The following is a 16,273-nucleotide window of genomic DNA, read 5'->3' as shown; positions in this document are numbered from 1 at the left end:
TTTCTGCGACTTGATGTCGCTTGTGTCAATTCAAACGGTTGCGATCCGCTTATTCTTCTCAGACGCTGTTGCTGTTGAGCAATGTCTCCACCAGAGCGGGCGTGATCGCGCCGTTTGGCTCAAGGCCGTTTTTCGTCTGGAAGGCCTTGATCGCGGAATCGGTCTTTGCGCCGAGAAGTCCGTCTTCGGGACCGGCGTCATATCCGCGTTCATTGAGGATCGACTGGATGTCGCGGATGATCGCCTGCTTGTCGGGCGCGCTTGCGATCTTTTCCTGCGGCAGCCATTCGGGCGGCGCGGTCACTGTATTGGCGGCCGGGAGAGGCTCCCTGGCTTCCCAGTCCGCTGCGAGCTTCCGGCCGCGGTTGAGATCGGCGTCGGACAGGGCCTCGGCCACTTCGTTGCGCCGTTTGGCGGCTTCCTCGTCGCCGCCGGCCGCGGCGATCGCAAACCATTTGTAGGACTGGGCGAGATCGGCATCGACGCCGGCGCCGCGCGCATGCAGGATGGCGAGATTGAACTGGCTGTCGGCGACGCCGTGCTCGGCGGCTTCCCTGAACCATTTCGCGGCTTCGGCGAAGTCGGGTTTGCCGCTGCCGGCGCCGTTTGCGAGCATGACGGCGAGGTTGTGCATGGCGCTGACATTGCCGGCCCGGGCGGCCGAGCGGTAGAGCGTGATCGCCTTCGCTGCATCCTGGTCGACGCCGATGCCCTTTTCATAGAGGCTGCCGAGCTGGAAGGCGGCAGGCGCGGAACCGCGTTCGGCGGCTTCGTCGAACCAGGCGGCCGCTTCGGCCGGATCGCGCTTGAGACCAAGGCCTTCCTGGTAGCGCATGCCGATCTCGTAAAGCGCGTCCGGATTGCCGTTCCGCGCCGCATCGGCGAGTGCGACCGGCTTTATGGTTTTGGGAACGGTAATGTCGAGCGGTGCTGGTTCCTTCGGTCGCTGCGCGGTCAGCGCCTCGCTCTTTCCGCTTGCCTCGGGCGGCGGCGAATTGCTGACGGCAGCGGCCGGCGTCTTCCGTGCTGCTGCCTGCGGGTCTTTGCGGACCGGCGTCGAGGGCACGGACGACGCCTCGCGTGCGGCCGACGGCGCGGCCAGCATGTCGAGCACATCCTCGGTGGTGACCGACGCGGTTTCGACCGGTGCTTCCATTTCGCGCGGCTTGGCAGCCGGCGGGGCGGCGGCAACGGGCGGCTCGGCGGGCGCCCCCCGCGGCGCCGACCCGGAACTGCCGGCCGTCGCGGCGACGGGTGCATCCGGCTTGATGCTGCCGGTTACGAGCGTGTTGTCGGCCTCGATCATGCGGAAGGCGTCGGCGGCGGGTGCGGCGGCAATCTCGCGGGCCTCGGCGGCAAAGTTGGTCTTGACCGCGCCGCGCTCGGGCGCGCGCAGGGAGGGGGCGGCCGCGACGTTGCGGGTTGCCGGGGTCTGCGGAATCGCCTGGTCTGCCGGCGTGCGCGCAGGCGCGGCAAGGCTCGGCGGGTTGTTCTCGAAGGTCTTGACCGCCTCCATGATGGTTTCCCGATCGCGCCCGAAATCGGTGAGGAAGGGGTAGGCGACGATGGCCAGCAGAATGGCGCCGGCGGCAAGGTAGACGGGCCTGCGCGAGAAGCCGTCGCCGGCGGCCCTGTCGTCATTGTCGCCATTGCCGCTATCGCCGTCCTTCGCGTGCCTGTCTCCCTTGGTCGTAACCGAGGGCGTCATGTCCTCGGCGTTGGCGAGCGCCGAACGGGCGGCACGGCGCGCCGCGGCAATCAGGTCGCCCTGCGGGCCGATGGCGGATAAGCGCTGGTTGCGCGGGCCTGCGGGCTTGCCGGGATCGCGCTTCTTGTATTCGGTCTTGGCCACCGGCCGGTCATGGACCGGCAGCACCGGGCCTTCGGACTTCTGTCCGGCGCGCACGCGCGAGAGGATGTCGAGCACATCGTTGCTGGCCGTGTCGTCGGTCCTGACCTCGGGGGCAGGGGCGGGCCTTGCTGCCGGCGCTGCAAACCGGGTCTCGAAGCGTGGCGGTTGCCGCTCTTCCCGGACTGTTTCCTCAGCGTCGCGTTTCGCTTCCGGTGCGGCGGTCGCCGCTGTCGCGACGAAAGGGCCGGGCTCCGCGCGCCTCCGCTCACCGGTCGGCGCCTTGTCGTCATCATCGACGTTCAGCGTGTCGAGCCTGCCCGCGATCGTCTTCAGCGTTTCATGCAGGGACGCGGCGCCCTCGTTGTCGCGGCCGGCCTTATGGAGGTTTCTCATGTCGGCGGCCAGCGCCTTGATGACGGCGATATGTTCGTCGGCCTCGCCCTTGCGGCGGGCCTCGAACGTCTTCAACGCCTCCTCGGCGGCATGTTGCGCCGCCTCGATGAGATAATCGTCATTGCTGGCCGTCAGGCTCTCGATGCGCGCGCCGATGCGGTCCTCAAGCTCGGCCAGCGGCAGTTTCGGATCCGGCCGGCTGACGAGCGTGGTCAGTTCGGCGATCTGGCGTTCGAGTTTGGAAAGCGCGGGCGCGCCGGTGTCGCGCCGGCTTTCGTCGAAACGGCTGGCAAGGGCGGAGAGCTGGGCGCTGAGCCGGTCCTCCGCGCCGTCGTTTTCAAGCGCGGCGATCCGGCGCGTGAGGCGCTCCTCGGTGCCGGAGAGGTCGAGCGCGTCGATGCGGGCGGCAAGGCGCCTTTCGAAAGCTTCCGTGTCCAGGGATGCGGTCTTGCCGGCGGGCTCGCTTGCGCGCGCCGGCATGGCGGCAATCTGGGAGGAGAGCCTGCGCTCGGCGCCGGCGAGATCGATGCGGGAAATGTTGTCGTTGATCTTCGCCACGGCCTGATCGAGGGCCGCCGGCTCGATGCCGCGCCGGCCGTTTTCGATGAGGCCGGCAAGCCGTCTGATATCGTCGCGAAGCGCTGCCCGGTCATCATCGCCCTTGGCGGAAAGGCTCAGCGAATCCAGTTTGGCGGCAAGGCGGCGCTCGCTGCCCTGAACGTCGATGCGTCCGATCCGCTCGTTGATGCGGCTGACGACGTCTTCGAGCGCGCGCGGCTCCAGCGCGCTGTCGGCGACGAGGCCTGCCAGCCGGTCCAGCTGTGTCTTCAACTCACGCCGGTCATCCTCTCCGAAGCCGGCGGACGCGGTGGCTTCGATCTTCTCGGAAAGCCTGCGCACCGCGCCGTCCACGTCGATCCCGCCGATCTTGTCGGAAAGATCGGCAACGGCCTTGCCGAGGGCGTGGCGGTCCACTCCCGGGCCGATCCGTTCCACGGCGGCGGCGAGCTTCTCGATGCGCGCCTCGAGCTTCAGATGTCCGTCATCGCCGCGATGGCCTTCGAAACGACGGGCCATGCCGTCGAGGTTTTCCAGAAGCGTTGCCTGTTTGGCGCCCTGGTCGCGCATCTGCCAGTCGACGGCGGTAACCGCGCTCGCAAGTTCGGACAGTCGCCCCTCGAGCCGTTCGATTGCGGCATCGCGGACGGGTTCGGCCTGCCGGCGTCCGAGGTTTTCGAGGTTGCGGTTGATGTCGTCGATCCGCCGTTCGATTGCGCCGATCTGCCCGTCGAGCTTCTTGCCGACGGCAGGAAAGCGGGTGCACAGCATCTCCATGGCCTGGGCCAGCGACGACAGGCGGTGCTCGATATCCTCGAGGCTGCGGGCGCTGTCATCGTCGTCAGCCTGGCGGCGGAGGTCATCGATGCCGCGCGCAAGGGCTGCCAGTTCGGCATCGAGCCGGCCGGCATCGAAGGGGGCAAGCTGGCGTTCGATGTTTTCGAACCGGTTCTCCAGCCGGGTGATGCTCTTGGCGTCGGCAAGGCCGCGCAGAAGCGATTGCAGATGGTCGAACTCGGCCATCAGCCGGCTGTCGTCGTCAGCCGCCGCATTGGCAACCAGCCAGTCCACGGCCTCGGAAATGCGGATCAACTCACCGCGGGTTTCCTCGTCGAGATCGCGCGTATCGGTCTGCCGGTCGAGATGGCTGAGCATGGTGTGCAGCCCGGTAAGCTCGTCGCGCAGGCTTGCGGAGAAGTCCTCGCGCACGCTGGCGCGCAAGTCTTTCAGCGTGCGGCCGATCTCGCGCAGTTCGGCATCGACGCGGGCGGAGCCGGGGTTGGGCATGGCTGAGCGCTCGCGCGGGAACCGCTCCTGTTGGGGGTCTGGAAAGCGGCGCGGGGTGGGACGCTGCGGCGAGGGGCGCGCTTCCATCAGATCGCTGAGGCGCGACTCGAGCCCTTCGATCGTGCGGTTGAGCGCATCGAGGGAGGGCCTGCCGCCCGTTGCGTCCTGGGTCATCCGCGTTTGCGCCATGGTTTTCGCCCGCTCCGGTTGGCGGTTCCTGCGGCGCATCAAGCAAGCTGTCCCCTTTACGCACGCAAGACCGCATCATGGGTCCTGACCATAGCTTTCGCCGAACATGGTAAAGAAGTTGTTAATTCCTCGGGCAAACCCGGCGTTGGGGCGCCGAAAATCCCGTTCGGCAGGCGCTTCAGCGGGTGGTGATCAGCGTGGCGCCGAGGATCGGGCCGGGATTGCCCGCCCTGTCGGTCGATTGCAGGAGAATGGCGCAGCCATCGCTCTCGCGCGCGTCGAGAACGCGGGCGGGGAGGGTGATCCTGGTCGGCGAACCGTGCCACATGCCCACCGTTTGCACATCGGTGACGATGTTGCGGTAGGTGATCGTCTTGCCCTTGTTCTCGCCTTCCTTGATGGCGACCTCTTCCTCGCCCTTGAGATAGACGACGAGGACGTCCGCCTTGCCGGAGCCCGCGCCGATATCGATCAGCACCTCGTCGCCGTGCATTTGCGTGGAAACCGGCACGTTGAGGCCGTCTCCTTTGGCGGCAAGCGTTTCGAGGCTGTCGTTGAGGTCGGCCCTGCTGGTGCCGATCATCTGCTCGCGGCCGTTGAGGATCGCCTGCGGGGTGTAGACCCCGCTGCGGCCCATGGCTTCGCCATAGGCATATTGCCGTTCGGTGTTTTGACGGCTGCTCATCGTGTCCGTCCAGCCGAGATAGTTCCAGTAATCGACGTGAAAGCTCAGGACGATGATGTCCCCTTGACCGGCGATCTCGGCTGCTGCCCTGTCGGCCGGCGGGCAGGACGAGCAACCTTGCGAGGTGAACAGCTCGAGAACGCCGAGCGGGTTCTGGATCTTGCCCGCCTCGGCCGTGGAGAAGGCGAAAGCCGCAATAAAGGCGGCCGATATGATCGTCTGCTTCAGCACGGCAGGAACCTTCACCGGTTAAAGGGATCGCGCGGCCACTATCAGCCGGCGCTTGTCAAGCATGGCGTCAATCTAGCCTCATCGCCCTTCAACCGAAAGTCACGATGGGGTGAAAAAACATGTAATCAAAAGATGACGGTCTTTCCCGTCCAGAGAGCCGCTGCGATCGGTACCAGCGCCAGGAGCGCGAACAAACCGTCGCGGCTTAGCATCGCATAGGCAACCAGCATGACAGCAAGCCCGAGAAAGGCGGAAGCGAAGGGGACGAGTTCGAGAACCGGCATGAACGCGCCGGCCAGAACGCAGGCCAGCGGCAGGATGAGGGCGAGCGGATCTCGGAAGAGAAAGGCAAGCCGCCGGCGCGAATGCCGATCGATGAAACGGGTCGCTGGCAGCATCTTCTCCATCGCCCTGGCAGCCTTGCCGCTTTCGATCGAACGGCGGCGGATGACGCCGGGAAGCCAGATGCTTTTCCGCCCGATCAGACGTTGGCCGGCGATCAGCACGATCATGATGCCGAAGAGTGATGAAAGCCCCGGCACGCCGCCCAGCGGCGACATCACCAGCAGAGACGGCAGGATCAGGAGCGGCACGAAGGAGGCCGATCCGAAGGTGGTGAGCATGTCGTCAACGGAAACCCGCTCGCCGTCGGAATGGTCGAGCGCTTCGCGGGTGATCCCGGTCAGCGCGTTTTGGTCGTCGTCCTGGTTGCTGCTCACGCTTTGCTCCGCTCAATGTGTCCCTTGGCGGCAAAACGCGAAGGCGCGCGCATCGTTCCGGTTTCAAGTGTGAAGGATTTGCAACCCGGTCTGGCGGCTTCAGACGGTGGCGCGGCGCCAGGCTTGCGTCTCGCTCGTCACCGGCGTCTTGTCCGCGGCGGCCTTTTGCATCGTCGCGGCAAGATAACAATCCTGCGCGGCTTCGGCGAAGCTATAGGATGAAATGCCCCTTTCGACGAAATGCCGCATGTTCTGCAGGCAGGTCGCGACCGCGATCTCGTCGTCCGTCAGGTGCGGACCGGGGAAGGGGTTTTCGTAGACATAGCGTCCGCCCGCCATGACGCCGTGATGGTGATAGCCCTCGAAATTGGTGAAATGCCCCTTGTCCATGCGGGCAAGTTCCACAGACATCGGCGTGCGCTCGTCGATCAGATAGGTTGCACGCTCCGGCGTGATCTCGCCGCGTTCGCCGCGCACGGTAATGCGCGGCGCGCGGATGCGGCTTCTGTGCTGGCTCTCGGCAAAGTCGTAGATGCCGATCCTGTCGCCGAAATCGAAGGTGGCGATGGTCTGGTCGGCCTCGATGATCTCGAGGCGTTCCGGCTGGTCGTAGCGGCCCGGCCCCTTGACCACGGGCAGCGAAAAACTGCTGGCGGTGACAGTCGCGTTTTCAAAGCCGATGCCGAGCAGTTTCCGCATGACGGATATGCCGTGATAAGTCTGCATGATCGAGACATGGGCGTAGCCGGGCGTTCCGATCAGCCCGTCTGCGATCAGGCGCCGCATTGCCGAAATGACCGGGTGGAGGAAATACTGCTCGGCCACCTCGATCCTCGCGCCCGCCTCGACCAGTGCGTGGAGCGCGCGCAATCCCTCATGATCGGGGGCGACCGGGGTTTCGGCGAGGACGGGAAGATCGCGCGCGGCAAATTCCGAGATACGTTCGACGATCTCGTCCTTTCGCACTGAAACGACAGCGAATTCGGGCCGTGTCGCCGCCAGAAGCGCGTCGACAGAAGCAAATACCGCGACGTTCCAACGCTCCGCCAGCGCCCTGCGTTCGGTCTCCGGCCGACCTGAGACGATGCCGACGGCGCGGAAATGGTCGGGAAGAACTCCGGCGATCTTGAGAAAGAAAGACGCCCGCCATCCCGAACCGATGACTGCGAAGGGTATGGGTGACATGCTCGATGGTTCCCTGAAAATGCGCTTGAGAGGTGAGTTACAGGGTGTTTGGCCTCAACACAACCTGCCCATACCGCCCTGGATCCTCGTGTCAAGCACGAGGAAGACACGCAGAGGAGGGAAGGTCAGGCACAAAAAACCGGGCAGCTTGCGCCGCCCGGCTTCAAATCTCACATCAATGGCTGTGGCCTTCTCAGGCGGCCAGATCGCGCAGCACCGTCTGCAGGATGCCGCCATTGTTGACGTAGGTGAGCTCGTCGAGCGTATCGATGCGGCAGAGGATCGGAACCTCCTTCACCGTGCCGTCGGAGAAGGTGACCTTGGCGATCTTCTTCTCGCGCGGCTTGATGTCGGCAAGACCTTCGATCGAAACGGTCTCGTCGCCCTTCAGGCCCAGGCTTTCCCACGTCGCGCCGTCCTCGAAGGTGAACGGGATCACGCCCATGCCGACGAGGTTGGAGCGGTGGATACGCTCGTAGCTCTCGGCGATCACGGCGCGCACGCCGAGAAGGTTGGTGCCCTTGGCCGCCCAGTCACGCGAGGAGCCGTTGCCATATTCGCCACCGGCGAAGATGACGAGCGGAACGCCTTCCTTCTTGTATTCCATCGCCGCGTCGAAGATCGACATCTCTTCCTTGGACGGATAGTGGATGGTGTAGCCACCCTCCTTGCCGTTCGGGCCGAGCATGTGGTTGCGGATCCGGATATTGGCGAAGGTGCCGCGCATCATCACTTCGTGATTGCCGCGCCGCGTGCCGTACTGGTTGAAGTCGGCAACCGCCACATCGTGGCCCATCAGATATTCGCCGGCAGGCGATTGCGCCTTGATCGAACCGGCCGGGGAGATGTGGTCGGTGGTGATCTTGTCGCCGAACAGGCCGAGAATGCGGGCATCCTTGATATCGGAAACGGCCGTTGGCGTCTTACCCATGCCGACGAAGTAGGGCGGGTTCTGGACATAGGTCGAGTCGTCGTCCCAGGCATAGGTCTGACCATCCGGGATCTGTACCGCCTGCCAGTTCTCGTCGCCCTTGAAGACGTCGGCATATTTGGTCTCGTAGAGTTCGCGGGTGACGTATTTCTCGATCGTCTCCTGCACCTCCTTCGAGGACGGCCAGATGTCCTTGAGGTAGACCGGGTTGCCGTCCTTGTCCTGGCCGAGCGGCTCGGTGGTCAGGTCCTTCCTCACCGTGCCGGCCAGCGCATGGGCGACAACCAGCGGCGGGGAGGCCAGATAGTTGGCCTGAACGTCCGGCGAGATGCGGCCTTCGAAGTTGCGGTTACCGGACAGAACGCCGGCGGCAATCAGGCCCTTGTCGTTGATGGTCTTCGAGACCGGGGCCGGCAGCGGACCGGAATTGCCGATGCAGGTGGTGCAGCCGAAGCCGACAAGGTTGAAGCCGAGCGCGTCGAGGTCATCCTGCAGACCGGCCTTTTCCAGGTATTCGGCGACAACCTGCGATCCGGGCGCGAGCGAGGTCTTGACCCAGGGCTTGGTCTTCAGGCCCTTGGCGACGGCGTTGCGGGCAAGCAGCCCGGCGGCGATCAGCACCGAGGGGTTGGAGGTGTTGGTGCAGGATGTGATCGCGGCGATCGCGACATCGCCATGGCCGAGATCGTAATCGGTGCCTTCCACGGCATAGCGCTTGTCGATCTCGCCCTTGTCCTTCTTGTACATGTCGACCATGGCTTCGGAAAAGCCGGAGGCGATGTTTTCGAGCGCGATGCGGCCTTCCGGGCGCTTCGGGCCGGCCATGGACGGAACGACGTCGCCGAGGTCGAGTTCCAGCGTGTCTGTGAAGACCGGATCCTCGCCGCCCGATTCGCGGTACATGCCCTGCGCCTTGGTGTAGGCATCGACCAGCGCGATGCGCTCCCTGGTGCGGCCAGACATATCGAGGTAGCGGAGCGTTTCGAAGTCGACCGGGAAGAAGCCGCAGGTCGCGCCGTATTCCGGGCCCATATTGCCGATGGTGGCGCGGTCGGCGAGCGTCATCGAATCAAGGCCGGCGCCGTAGAACTCGACGAACTTGGAGACGACGCCCTTCTTGCGCAGCATCTGCACGACGGTCAGCACGAGGTCGGTGGCGGTGACGCCTTCCTTGAGCTCGCCCGTCAGCTTGAAGCCGATGACTTCCGGCAGCAACATCGAGACCGGCTGGCCGAGCATGGCCGCTTCGGCTTCAATACCGCCAACGCCCCAGCCGAGAACGCCGAGACCGTTGATCATCGTGGTGTGGCTGTCGGTGCCGACGCAGGTGTCGGGATAGGCGATCTCGGCGCCATCCTCTTCCTTGGTCCAGACGGTCTGGCCGAGATATTCGAGGTTCACCTGGTGACAGATGCCGGTGCCGGGGGGAACAACGCGGAAATTCTTGAACGCCTGCTGGCCCCATTTCAGGAAGCGGTAGCGCTCGCCGTTGCGCTTGTATTCATATTCGACATTGTGGGCGAAAGCCTGCGGCGTGCCGAATTCGTCGACGATGACGGAGTGGTCGATGACGAGGTCGACGGGCACCAGCGGATTGATCTTTTCCGGATCGCCGCCGAGATTGACGATGCCGTCGCGCATGGCGGCGAGATCGACGACGGCGGGAACGCCGGTGAAGTCCTGCATCAGCACGCGGGCCGGGCGGTAGGCGATCTCGGCGCCGGCCGTGCCCTTGTCGTTAAGCCACTTGGCGACAGCAAGAATGTCGTCTTTGGTGACCGAGCGGCCGTCTTCGTTGCGCAGAAGATTTTCGAGAAGCACCTTCATGGAGAAGGGAAGCTTCGAGACGCCTTCGAGCCCGTTCGCTTCAGCCTTTGGCAGGCTGTAGTAAACATACTCTTTGCCGTCCACGTCGAGTGTGGAACGACATTCAAAACTGTCGAGTGATTTAGCCACGGATAAAACCCCGCTCATTCTGATTGGCCAAGACTAGCCGTGCGAACGCCTATGTACTTACGACATCAGGATGCGGGTGCGACCATTTCCGCTGTCCGCACGTGAGGCCGAAAGACCTCAAGTTCGGCACAAGGATGTGTTTCACGCCGGCCGCTGGCGTGGTTGCGCATTGTATAGATAATTTCTAAGAAAGGTGCCAGATAAACAATGGTTGAAATTTAAATTTTTTTTAGCAACCGGCAAGTTATGCGGGCTGCCGTGTCCGGCGAAGGGGAGCAGATGGCTTTGCGCATAGAGGCTGCAGGCCTTTCGGTCAGCCGGGGCGACATGCTGATTTTCAGCAATTTGTCGCTTACGCTGTCCGCCGGCCAGAGCATGGTCTTCACCGGGGCAAACGGCGCGGGCAAATCGACGGCATTGCGCGCGCTTCTGGGTCTTGCCGGAAAGGCCGACGGCCATGCTCATTTCATCGGCGATGACGAAAACGCAGTGTCGCTCGCCTTTGCCGCCCATTATCTCGCGCACCAGAACGCCATGAAGCCGGAGTTGACCGCGCGTGAAAATCTGGCCGTCTGGAAACGGATTCTGGGGGATTTTGAAGGGAGCGCGGGCTTGGGCCCGGAGGAGGCCGCCGAGGCTGTCGGCCTTGAAGGCGTGCTCGATCTTCCCTTTGCATACCTCTCGGCGGGCCAGAAGCGCCGCATCGCCTTCGCCCGTCTTCTGGTTGTCTATCGCCCGGTCTGGTTGCTGGACGAGCCGACGGCCGCCCTCGACAAGGCTGCCAGGGAGACGGTCGCCAGACTGATGAACAGGCACCTTGGCGACGGCGGCATCATCATTGCCGCAACCCATGAGCCGCTCGGCCTTGAGGCCGCCGAGGCGATGGAGTTCACCGGCCCCACGCGCCTTGTCGCAGACCCTTTCATGGCGGAGGCGTTCTAGACCATGGGCGCGCTTTTCCGCCGCGATGTGATCCTTTCCTTGCGAGCCGGCGGCGGCGCGCTGGTCGGGCTCCTGTTCTTTCTCTGCGTGGTAGCGACGGTGCCGTTCGGCGTTGGCCCCGATCTGGCGCTGCTTGCGCGCATCGGCCCGGCCATGGTCTGGATCGCGGTGCTCCTGTCGACGCTGATCGGGCTCGACCGGCTGTTTCGCGCCGAGCGGGACGACGGCTCGCTCGACCTTCTGAAGATGCAGGACGAGCCGCTGGTGCTGATCGTGCTGGTCAAATGCCTGGCCCACTGGACCGCCTATGTGCTGCCGCTCGTCATCCTTTCGCCCGTCATGGGGCTTTTGATGAATGTCGGCCCGGCAGGCCTTGGCGCTGCCTTCATCACGCTGCTTGCCGGCTCGCCCGCCATCACCTTCATCGGCGCGGCGGGGGCTGCGATTGCCGTCTCGCTGCCGCGCGGCGGGCTTCTGGTGCCGATCCTGATCCTGCCGCTCGCCATCCCCGTGCTGATCTTCGGCGTCGGCGCAAGCTATGCGGCGACATCGGAGATCGAGGCCTTCCTGCCGCCCTTTCTCATTCTTGTCGCGCTCACGCTTTTTTTTGCCGTCGTCGGTCCGCTCGCAGCCAGCCTGGCCTTGCGTCAGGGCGATGATTGAGCGAAACCCTTTAGGGAATGCGGAGGACGGATTTGAACGAGATGAAGCCAAAGACGGGATTGATTGCGGGACTTGCAAACCCGACGCGGTTCCTCACGCTCGTCGGCCGCGTCCTGCCGTTCATGATCGCGATCACGCTCGTCCTGTTCGCCGTCGGGCTTTTTTTCTCCTTAACCTCCGAAGCCGATTACCAGCAGGGCAACACGGTGCGGATCATGTACATCCATGTGCCCGCCGCCTGGCTTTCGATGATGTGCTATATGGTCATGGCGATCGCGGCGCTCGGCACGCTCGTCTGGCGCCATCCGCTGGCCGATGTCGCCCACAAGGCCGCAGCCCCCATTGGCGCGGCTTTCACCTTTCTGGCGCTTCTGACCGGTTCGCTCTGGGGCAAGCCCATGTGGGGCGCGTGGTGGGTGTGGGACGCGCGGCTTACCTCGGTCTTCATCCTTTTTCTCATGTATCTCGGCATCATCGCGCTGAACCGCGCCGTCGACGAACCGCAGCGCGCGGCCCGGCTATCGGCCATTCTGATTCTCATCGGCGTCATCAATATTCCGATCATCAAATTCTCCGTCGACTGGTGGAATACGCTGCATCAGCCGGCAAGCGTGATCCGGCTCGACGGGCCGACGATCGATCCCGTTTTCCTGTGGCCGCTCGCCGTCATGGCGCTGGCCTATACTTTCGCCTTCTTCTCCATGCACCTTGCCGCCATGCGCAACGAGATCTATCGCCGCCGTGTCGCCGCCATGCGCCGGATCGCGGCGAGCCGGGCGGAGGCCGCGGCGCGTCCGCAGCCGAAGGAGCAGGAATGAGTCACTTCTTCTTCATAGCCGCGGCCTATGGCGCGACGGCGGTCGTCTTTGCCGGGCTCGTCGCCTGGCTGGTTCTGGATGGCCGGGCCCGCAGGCGCGAACTTGCGGCCCTCGAGAAGGCCGGCGCAAGACGGCGCGGCGCAGGTACGGGCGCATGAGCAAAGAAGAAGAGGCTATGCAGGGCGCGGGCAGACGGCGCTATCTGGCGGCGGCCGTGCCGCTGATCGTGGTCGCGGCTCTTTTTGCCGTCTTCGGCTGGCAGATACTGTCCGGACGCGACCCCCAGGAGATCCCGTCTGTGCTCATTGGCAAGAAAGCCCCCGCGCTTGATCTGCCGCCGCTTGAGGGCAGCAACCGCCCGGCGCTCACCGACGCGGAGATTGCCGGCAAGTTCACCCTCGTCAACGTGTTCGCCTCCTGGTGCGTGCCCTGCCGGCAGGAACATCCGTTTCTGATGAAGCTTGCCGAAGACCCGGCGATCAACGTCGTCGGCGTCAACTACAAGGACAACCCGGACAATGCGTTGCGGTTTCTCGGCCAACTCGGCAATCCTTACGCCGCGATCGGCGTCGACCGGAGCGGGGCCGCTGCCATCGACTGGGGCGTCTACGGCATTCCCGAAACCTTTGTCGTCGGGCCCGACGGCACGATCATTTTCAAGAAGGTCGGCCCGATCGATTCTACCTCCTATGAACGGGAAATCCTCCCCGTCATCAATCGCTCGATCGGCCCGGCTTCGCGGCTGATGAACTGATATCAAGGACGGCTGAAACCAAAAGCCCGGGCCTGCGCTTGGCAGACCCGGGCTTTCTTGATTTGAGGCTGAGGCGTGTCAGCCCTGTTTCTGGCTCTGGCGCTCCTTGGCGCGATCATCCATCAGCTCGTACCACATGGCGTTGAGCACTGCGAACAGTGCTGCAAGCGGCAGACCGAGGATCCAAGCGAAATACCACATTTGAAACTCCTTGTGTTTCGGTGGGGCGGGCCGCGCCGTTCAAGAGACGCGGCCCTGCCTCGGCGATCAGTAGGCGTGTCCGCCGCCGTTGATGTCCTTGTCGGTCACCTTGCCCCACATGATGTGGAAGACCCACGACGTGTAGGCGAGGATGAGCGGCACGAAAATGAGGGCACAGATCAGCATGATGAACAGCGTCAGGTGGCTCGACGATGAATCCCAGGCCGTCAGGCTTGCAGCGGGCTGCTCCGACGACGGCAGGATGAAGGGGAACATCGCCACGCCGGGCGTTGCGACGACACCGAAGACCGACGCCGCGGACGACAGCATGGCAAGCGCCGGCTTGTTGCCCTTCAGACCGATGAAGGCGCCGATCGCGCCGAGGAAGCCGAGCGCGGGCGCCAGCATCATCCACGGATAGCGTCCGTAGTTGACGAACCAGGCGCCCTGTTCACGGGCAACGTCGTTGAGGAGCGGGTTCGAAGGCCCTGCCGCATCAACGGCGCCGGTATAGGCGTAGCCGTCAATGCCGTAATAGAGCCAGACACCGGCGAGCGCGAACAGCACGATCAGCGCGATCGCGGAGACCGAGCCATAGGCGCGGGCGCGGTCGTTGATCGGGCCTTCGGTTTTCGTCGACAGGTAGGCCGCGCCGTGCATGACGAGCATGGCGACGCAGACGAGGCCTGCCAGCAGCGCGAAGGGGTTCAAAAGGCCGAAGAACGAACCGTCGTAGAAGATGCGAAGGTCGTCATCGAGCCGGAAGGGAACGCCCTGCAGCACATTGCCGAGCGCCACGCCGAAGATCAGCGTCGGCACGAAGCCGCCGATGAACAGCATCCAGTCCCAGGTATTGCGCCAGGTGGCGCTTTCGCGCTTGGAGCGATACTTGAAGCCGACCGGGCGCAGGATGAGCGCGAACAGGATCGCGAACATCGCCAGGTAGAAGCCCGAGAAGGATACGGCGTAGATTGCCGGCCAGGCGGCGAAGATCGCGCCGCCGCCGAGGATGAGCCAGACCTGGTTGCCTTCCCAGACCGGGCCGACCGTGTTGACGACGATGCGGCGTTCGGTGTCGCCCTTGGCGACGAAAGGCAGAAGCGTTGCCGTGCCGAGGTCGAAGCCGTCCATGATGGCGAAGCCGATCAGCAGGACGCCGAGCAGCAGCCACCAGATCACGCGGAGGACTTCGTAGGAGATGAGATCGTGTAGTACCATGATGATTTACTCCGCGGGTGTCATGGTGCCCTGGACGCGGCGGAAGCCGAGCACAGGCATCTCGGGTCCGTTGTCAGGCTGCGGTCCCTTGCGGATCGCGGCGAGCATCAGGCCCATTTCGATGATGAACAGCACCGTATAGATGGCGACGAAGCCGGCGAGCGTCAGAAGCAGCGTGCCCGCCCCGAGGCTCGAGACCGCAAGCGCGGTCGGCAGGATGCCCTCGATGATCCAGGGCTGACGGCCGAGCTCGGCGACGATCCAGCCACATTCGGCGGCAATCCACGGCAGCGGGATGATCCAGACGGCGACATGCAGCAGCCAGCGGTGTGCATCGAGACGACGGCGGGCCGACAGATAGAAGAAGGTCGCCATCACCGCGATGAACAGGAAGCCGGCGCCGACCATGATGCGGAACGACCAGAACAGCGTGCCGACCGGCGGAACGAGACTGTTGGCGGCCTGTTCGATCTGGGCCGGCGTCGCCTGGCTCGGATCATCGACGAAACGCTTCAGAAGATAGGCGTAGCCGAGATCGTTGCCATACTGTTCGAAGATCGCCTGGTCCGCCGTGTCCGGCGTGCCGGTGCCCATATTGGCGCGCATGTTGGTGAGTGCGGTATAGGCCTGGATGCCGTTTTCGATCCGGGTCTTGCCGCTTTCCACCAGTTCGTTGATGCCCTCGATCGGCGTGTCGAGCGATCGCGTGCCGATCAGGCCCATGACCCACGGGATCCTGACGGCGTAATGCGTCTCGCGGTCCTGCGTGTCGGGAATGCCGAACAGGGTGAAGGAGGCAGGCGCGGGCTCGGTTTCCCACATGGATTCGATCGCCGCCAGCTTCATCTTCTGGTGTTCTGTGGTCAGATACCCGCTTTCGTCGCCGAGCACGACCACCGAAAGGGCAGCGGCCAGGCCGAAGGAACAGGCTACCGTCATTGACCGTTTGGCGAGCTCGGAATGCCGGCCCTTCAGCACGTACCAGGCGGAAACGCCGAGCACGAAGACCGAAGCGGTGACATAGCCGGCCGAAACGGTGTGGACGAACTTCGCCTGGGCGACCGGGTTGGTCAGAACCGCGAAGAAGTTCGAGACCTCCATGCGCATGGTGACCGGGTTGAAGGTCGAGCCGACCGGGTTCTGCATCCAGCCATTGGCGATCAGGATCCACAGAGCCGAGAGGTTCGAGCCGATGGCCACGCACCAGGTGGTGATCAGATGGGCGACCCGCGACATGCGGTCCCAGCCGAAGAAGAACAGGCCTACGAAGGTTGCTTCCAGGAAGAAGGCCATCAGCCCTTCAATCGCGAGAGGCGCGCCGAAGATGTCGCCGACATAGTGGCTGTAATAGCTCCAGTTCATGCCGAACTGGAACTCCATCACGATGCCGGTCGATACGCCGAGCACGAAATTGATGCCGAACAGCGTCCCCCAGAATTTAGTCATTTGCCGCCAGATCTTGCGGCCTGTCATGACGTAGGTCGTTTCCATGATCGCAACGATCATGGAAAGGCCCAGCGTCAACGGCACAAACAAAAAGTGGTATAGCGCCGTCATAGCAAATTGAAGGCGCGATAGCGCCACGATGTCCAGTTCCATTGCGTCTCTCCCGCGTTCAAACCGGGTCTCAAGTTTCATCGGTTCCGCCGGACCAACGGCTGAACCGCATTTCGTTATTGGAGGCCGGGGTT

13 protein-coding genes are annotated in these 16,273 nt (G+C 63.9%); 5 read left to right on the top strand and 8 right to left on the bottom strand.

Annotated elements, in window-relative coordinates; genetic code table 11:
* Window positions 1-58: 58 nt before the first annotated feature.
* The 5 genes from AZF01_RS15960 to acnA form a co-directional block, all read right to left on the bottom strand.
* Window positions 59-4,279, bottom strand: coding sequence for a peptidoglycan-binding protein (locus AZF01_RS15960; RefSeq protein WP_156484742.1), 4,221 nt, complete (start codon window positions 4,277-4,279; stop codon window positions 59-61).
* Window positions 4,280-4,457: 178 nt separating this feature from the next.
* A complete protein-coding gene (locus AZF01_RS15955; protein ID WP_061449878.1) occupies window positions 4,458-5,195 on the bottom strand; it encodes a thioredoxin family protein in 738 nt (245 codons plus the stop codon).
* Between the two features lie 125 nt (window positions 5,196-5,320).
* Window positions 5,321-5,914 (bottom strand): exopolysaccharide biosynthesis protein, encoded by a 594-nt coding sequence (locus tag AZF01_RS15950; protein ID WP_061449723.1) that lies wholly within the window; start codon window positions 5,912-5,914, stop codon window positions 5,321-5,323.
* A 99-nt stretch (window positions 5,915-6,013) separates the two neighbouring features.
* Window positions 6,014-7,099, bottom strand: a complete 1,086-nt coding sequence (locus AZF01_RS15945; protein ID WP_061449722.1) for a Gfo/Idh/MocA family protein — start codon at window positions 7,097-7,099, stop codon at window positions 6,014-6,016.
* Between the two features lie 193 nt (window positions 7,100-7,292).
* Window positions 7,293-9,986, bottom strand: a complete 2,694-nt coding sequence (acnA, locus tag AZF01_RS15940; protein WP_061449721.1) for an aconitate hydratase AcnA — start codon at window positions 9,984-9,986, stop codon at window positions 7,293-7,295.
* 285 nt (window positions 9,987-10,271) lie between these two features.
* Between acnA and ccmA the strand changes: the two genes are divergently transcribed.
* Genes ccmA through AZF01_RS15915 form a run of 5 tightly spaced genes read left to right on the top strand, consistent with a single transcriptional unit; the run spans window position 10,272 to window position 13,163 of the window.
* Window positions 10,272-10,928, top strand: coding sequence for a heme ABC exporter ATP-binding protein CcmA (gene ccmA, locus AZF01_RS15935; RefSeq protein ID WP_061449877.1), 657 nt, complete (start codon window positions 10,272-10,274; stop codon window positions 10,926-10,928).
* A gap of 3 nt (window positions 10,929-10,931) precedes the next feature.
* Window positions 10,932-11,591, top strand: coding sequence for a heme exporter protein CcmB (ccmB, locus tag AZF01_RS15930; protein WP_061449720.1), 660 nt, complete (start codon window positions 10,932-10,934; stop codon window positions 11,589-11,591).
* A 41-nt stretch (window positions 11,592-11,632) separates the two neighbouring features.
* Complete coding sequence (locus AZF01_RS15925; RefSeq protein WP_061449719.1) at window positions 11,633-12,409, top strand: heme ABC transporter permease; 777 nt, start codon at window positions 11,633-11,635, stop codon at window positions 12,407-12,409.
* Complete coding sequence (ccmD, locus tag AZF01_RS15920; RefSeq protein ID WP_061449718.1) at window positions 12,406-12,567, top strand: heme exporter protein CcmD; 162 nt, start codon at window positions 12,406-12,408, stop codon at window positions 12,565-12,567. The genes AZF01_RS15925 and ccmD overlap by 4 nt, the downstream gene beginning before the upstream one ends.
* Window positions 12,564-13,163, top strand: coding sequence for a DsbE family thiol:disulfide interchange protein (locus AZF01_RS15915; protein ID WP_061449717.1), 600 nt, complete (start codon window positions 12,564-12,566; stop codon window positions 13,161-13,163). Before ccmD ends, AZF01_RS15915 begins: the two co-directional genes overlap by 4 nt.
* A 78-nt stretch (window positions 13,164-13,241) precedes the next feature.
* Here AZF01_RS15915 and cydX read toward each other — a convergent pair whose 3' ends face one another.
* The 3 genes from cydX to AZF01_RS15900 all read right to left on the bottom strand — a co-directional run bounded on the left by cydX (window position 13,242) and on the right by AZF01_RS15900 (window position 16,181).
* Window positions 13,242-13,364, bottom strand: coding sequence for a cytochrome bd-I oxidase subunit CydX (gene cydX, locus AZF01_RS15910; protein ID WP_061449716.1), 123 nt, complete (start codon window positions 13,362-13,364; stop codon window positions 13,242-13,244).
* A gap of 66 nt (window positions 13,365-13,430) precedes the next feature.
* Window positions 13,431-14,582 (bottom strand): cytochrome d ubiquinol oxidase subunit II, encoded by a 1,152-nt coding sequence (cydB, locus tag AZF01_RS15905; RefSeq protein WP_061449715.1) that lies wholly within the window; start codon window positions 14,580-14,582, stop codon window positions 13,431-13,433.
* A 6-nt stretch (window positions 14,583-14,588) separates the two neighbouring features.
* Window positions 14,589-16,181: a cytochrome ubiquinol oxidase subunit I gene (locus AZF01_RS15900; RefSeq protein WP_061449714.1), complete on the bottom strand. Its 1,593-nt coding sequence runs from the start codon at window positions 16,179-16,181 to the stop codon at window positions 14,589-14,591.
* Window positions 16,182-16,273: the final 92 nt, after the last annotated feature.

The organism is Martelella sp. AD-3 (assembly GCF_001578105.1).
Classification (GTDB): Bacteria; Pseudomonadota; Alphaproteobacteria; order Rhizobiales; family Rhizobiaceae; genus Martelella.
Note: the sequence above shows the minus strand (reverse complement) of the source record. Positions and strands in the feature narration are given on the sequence as shown.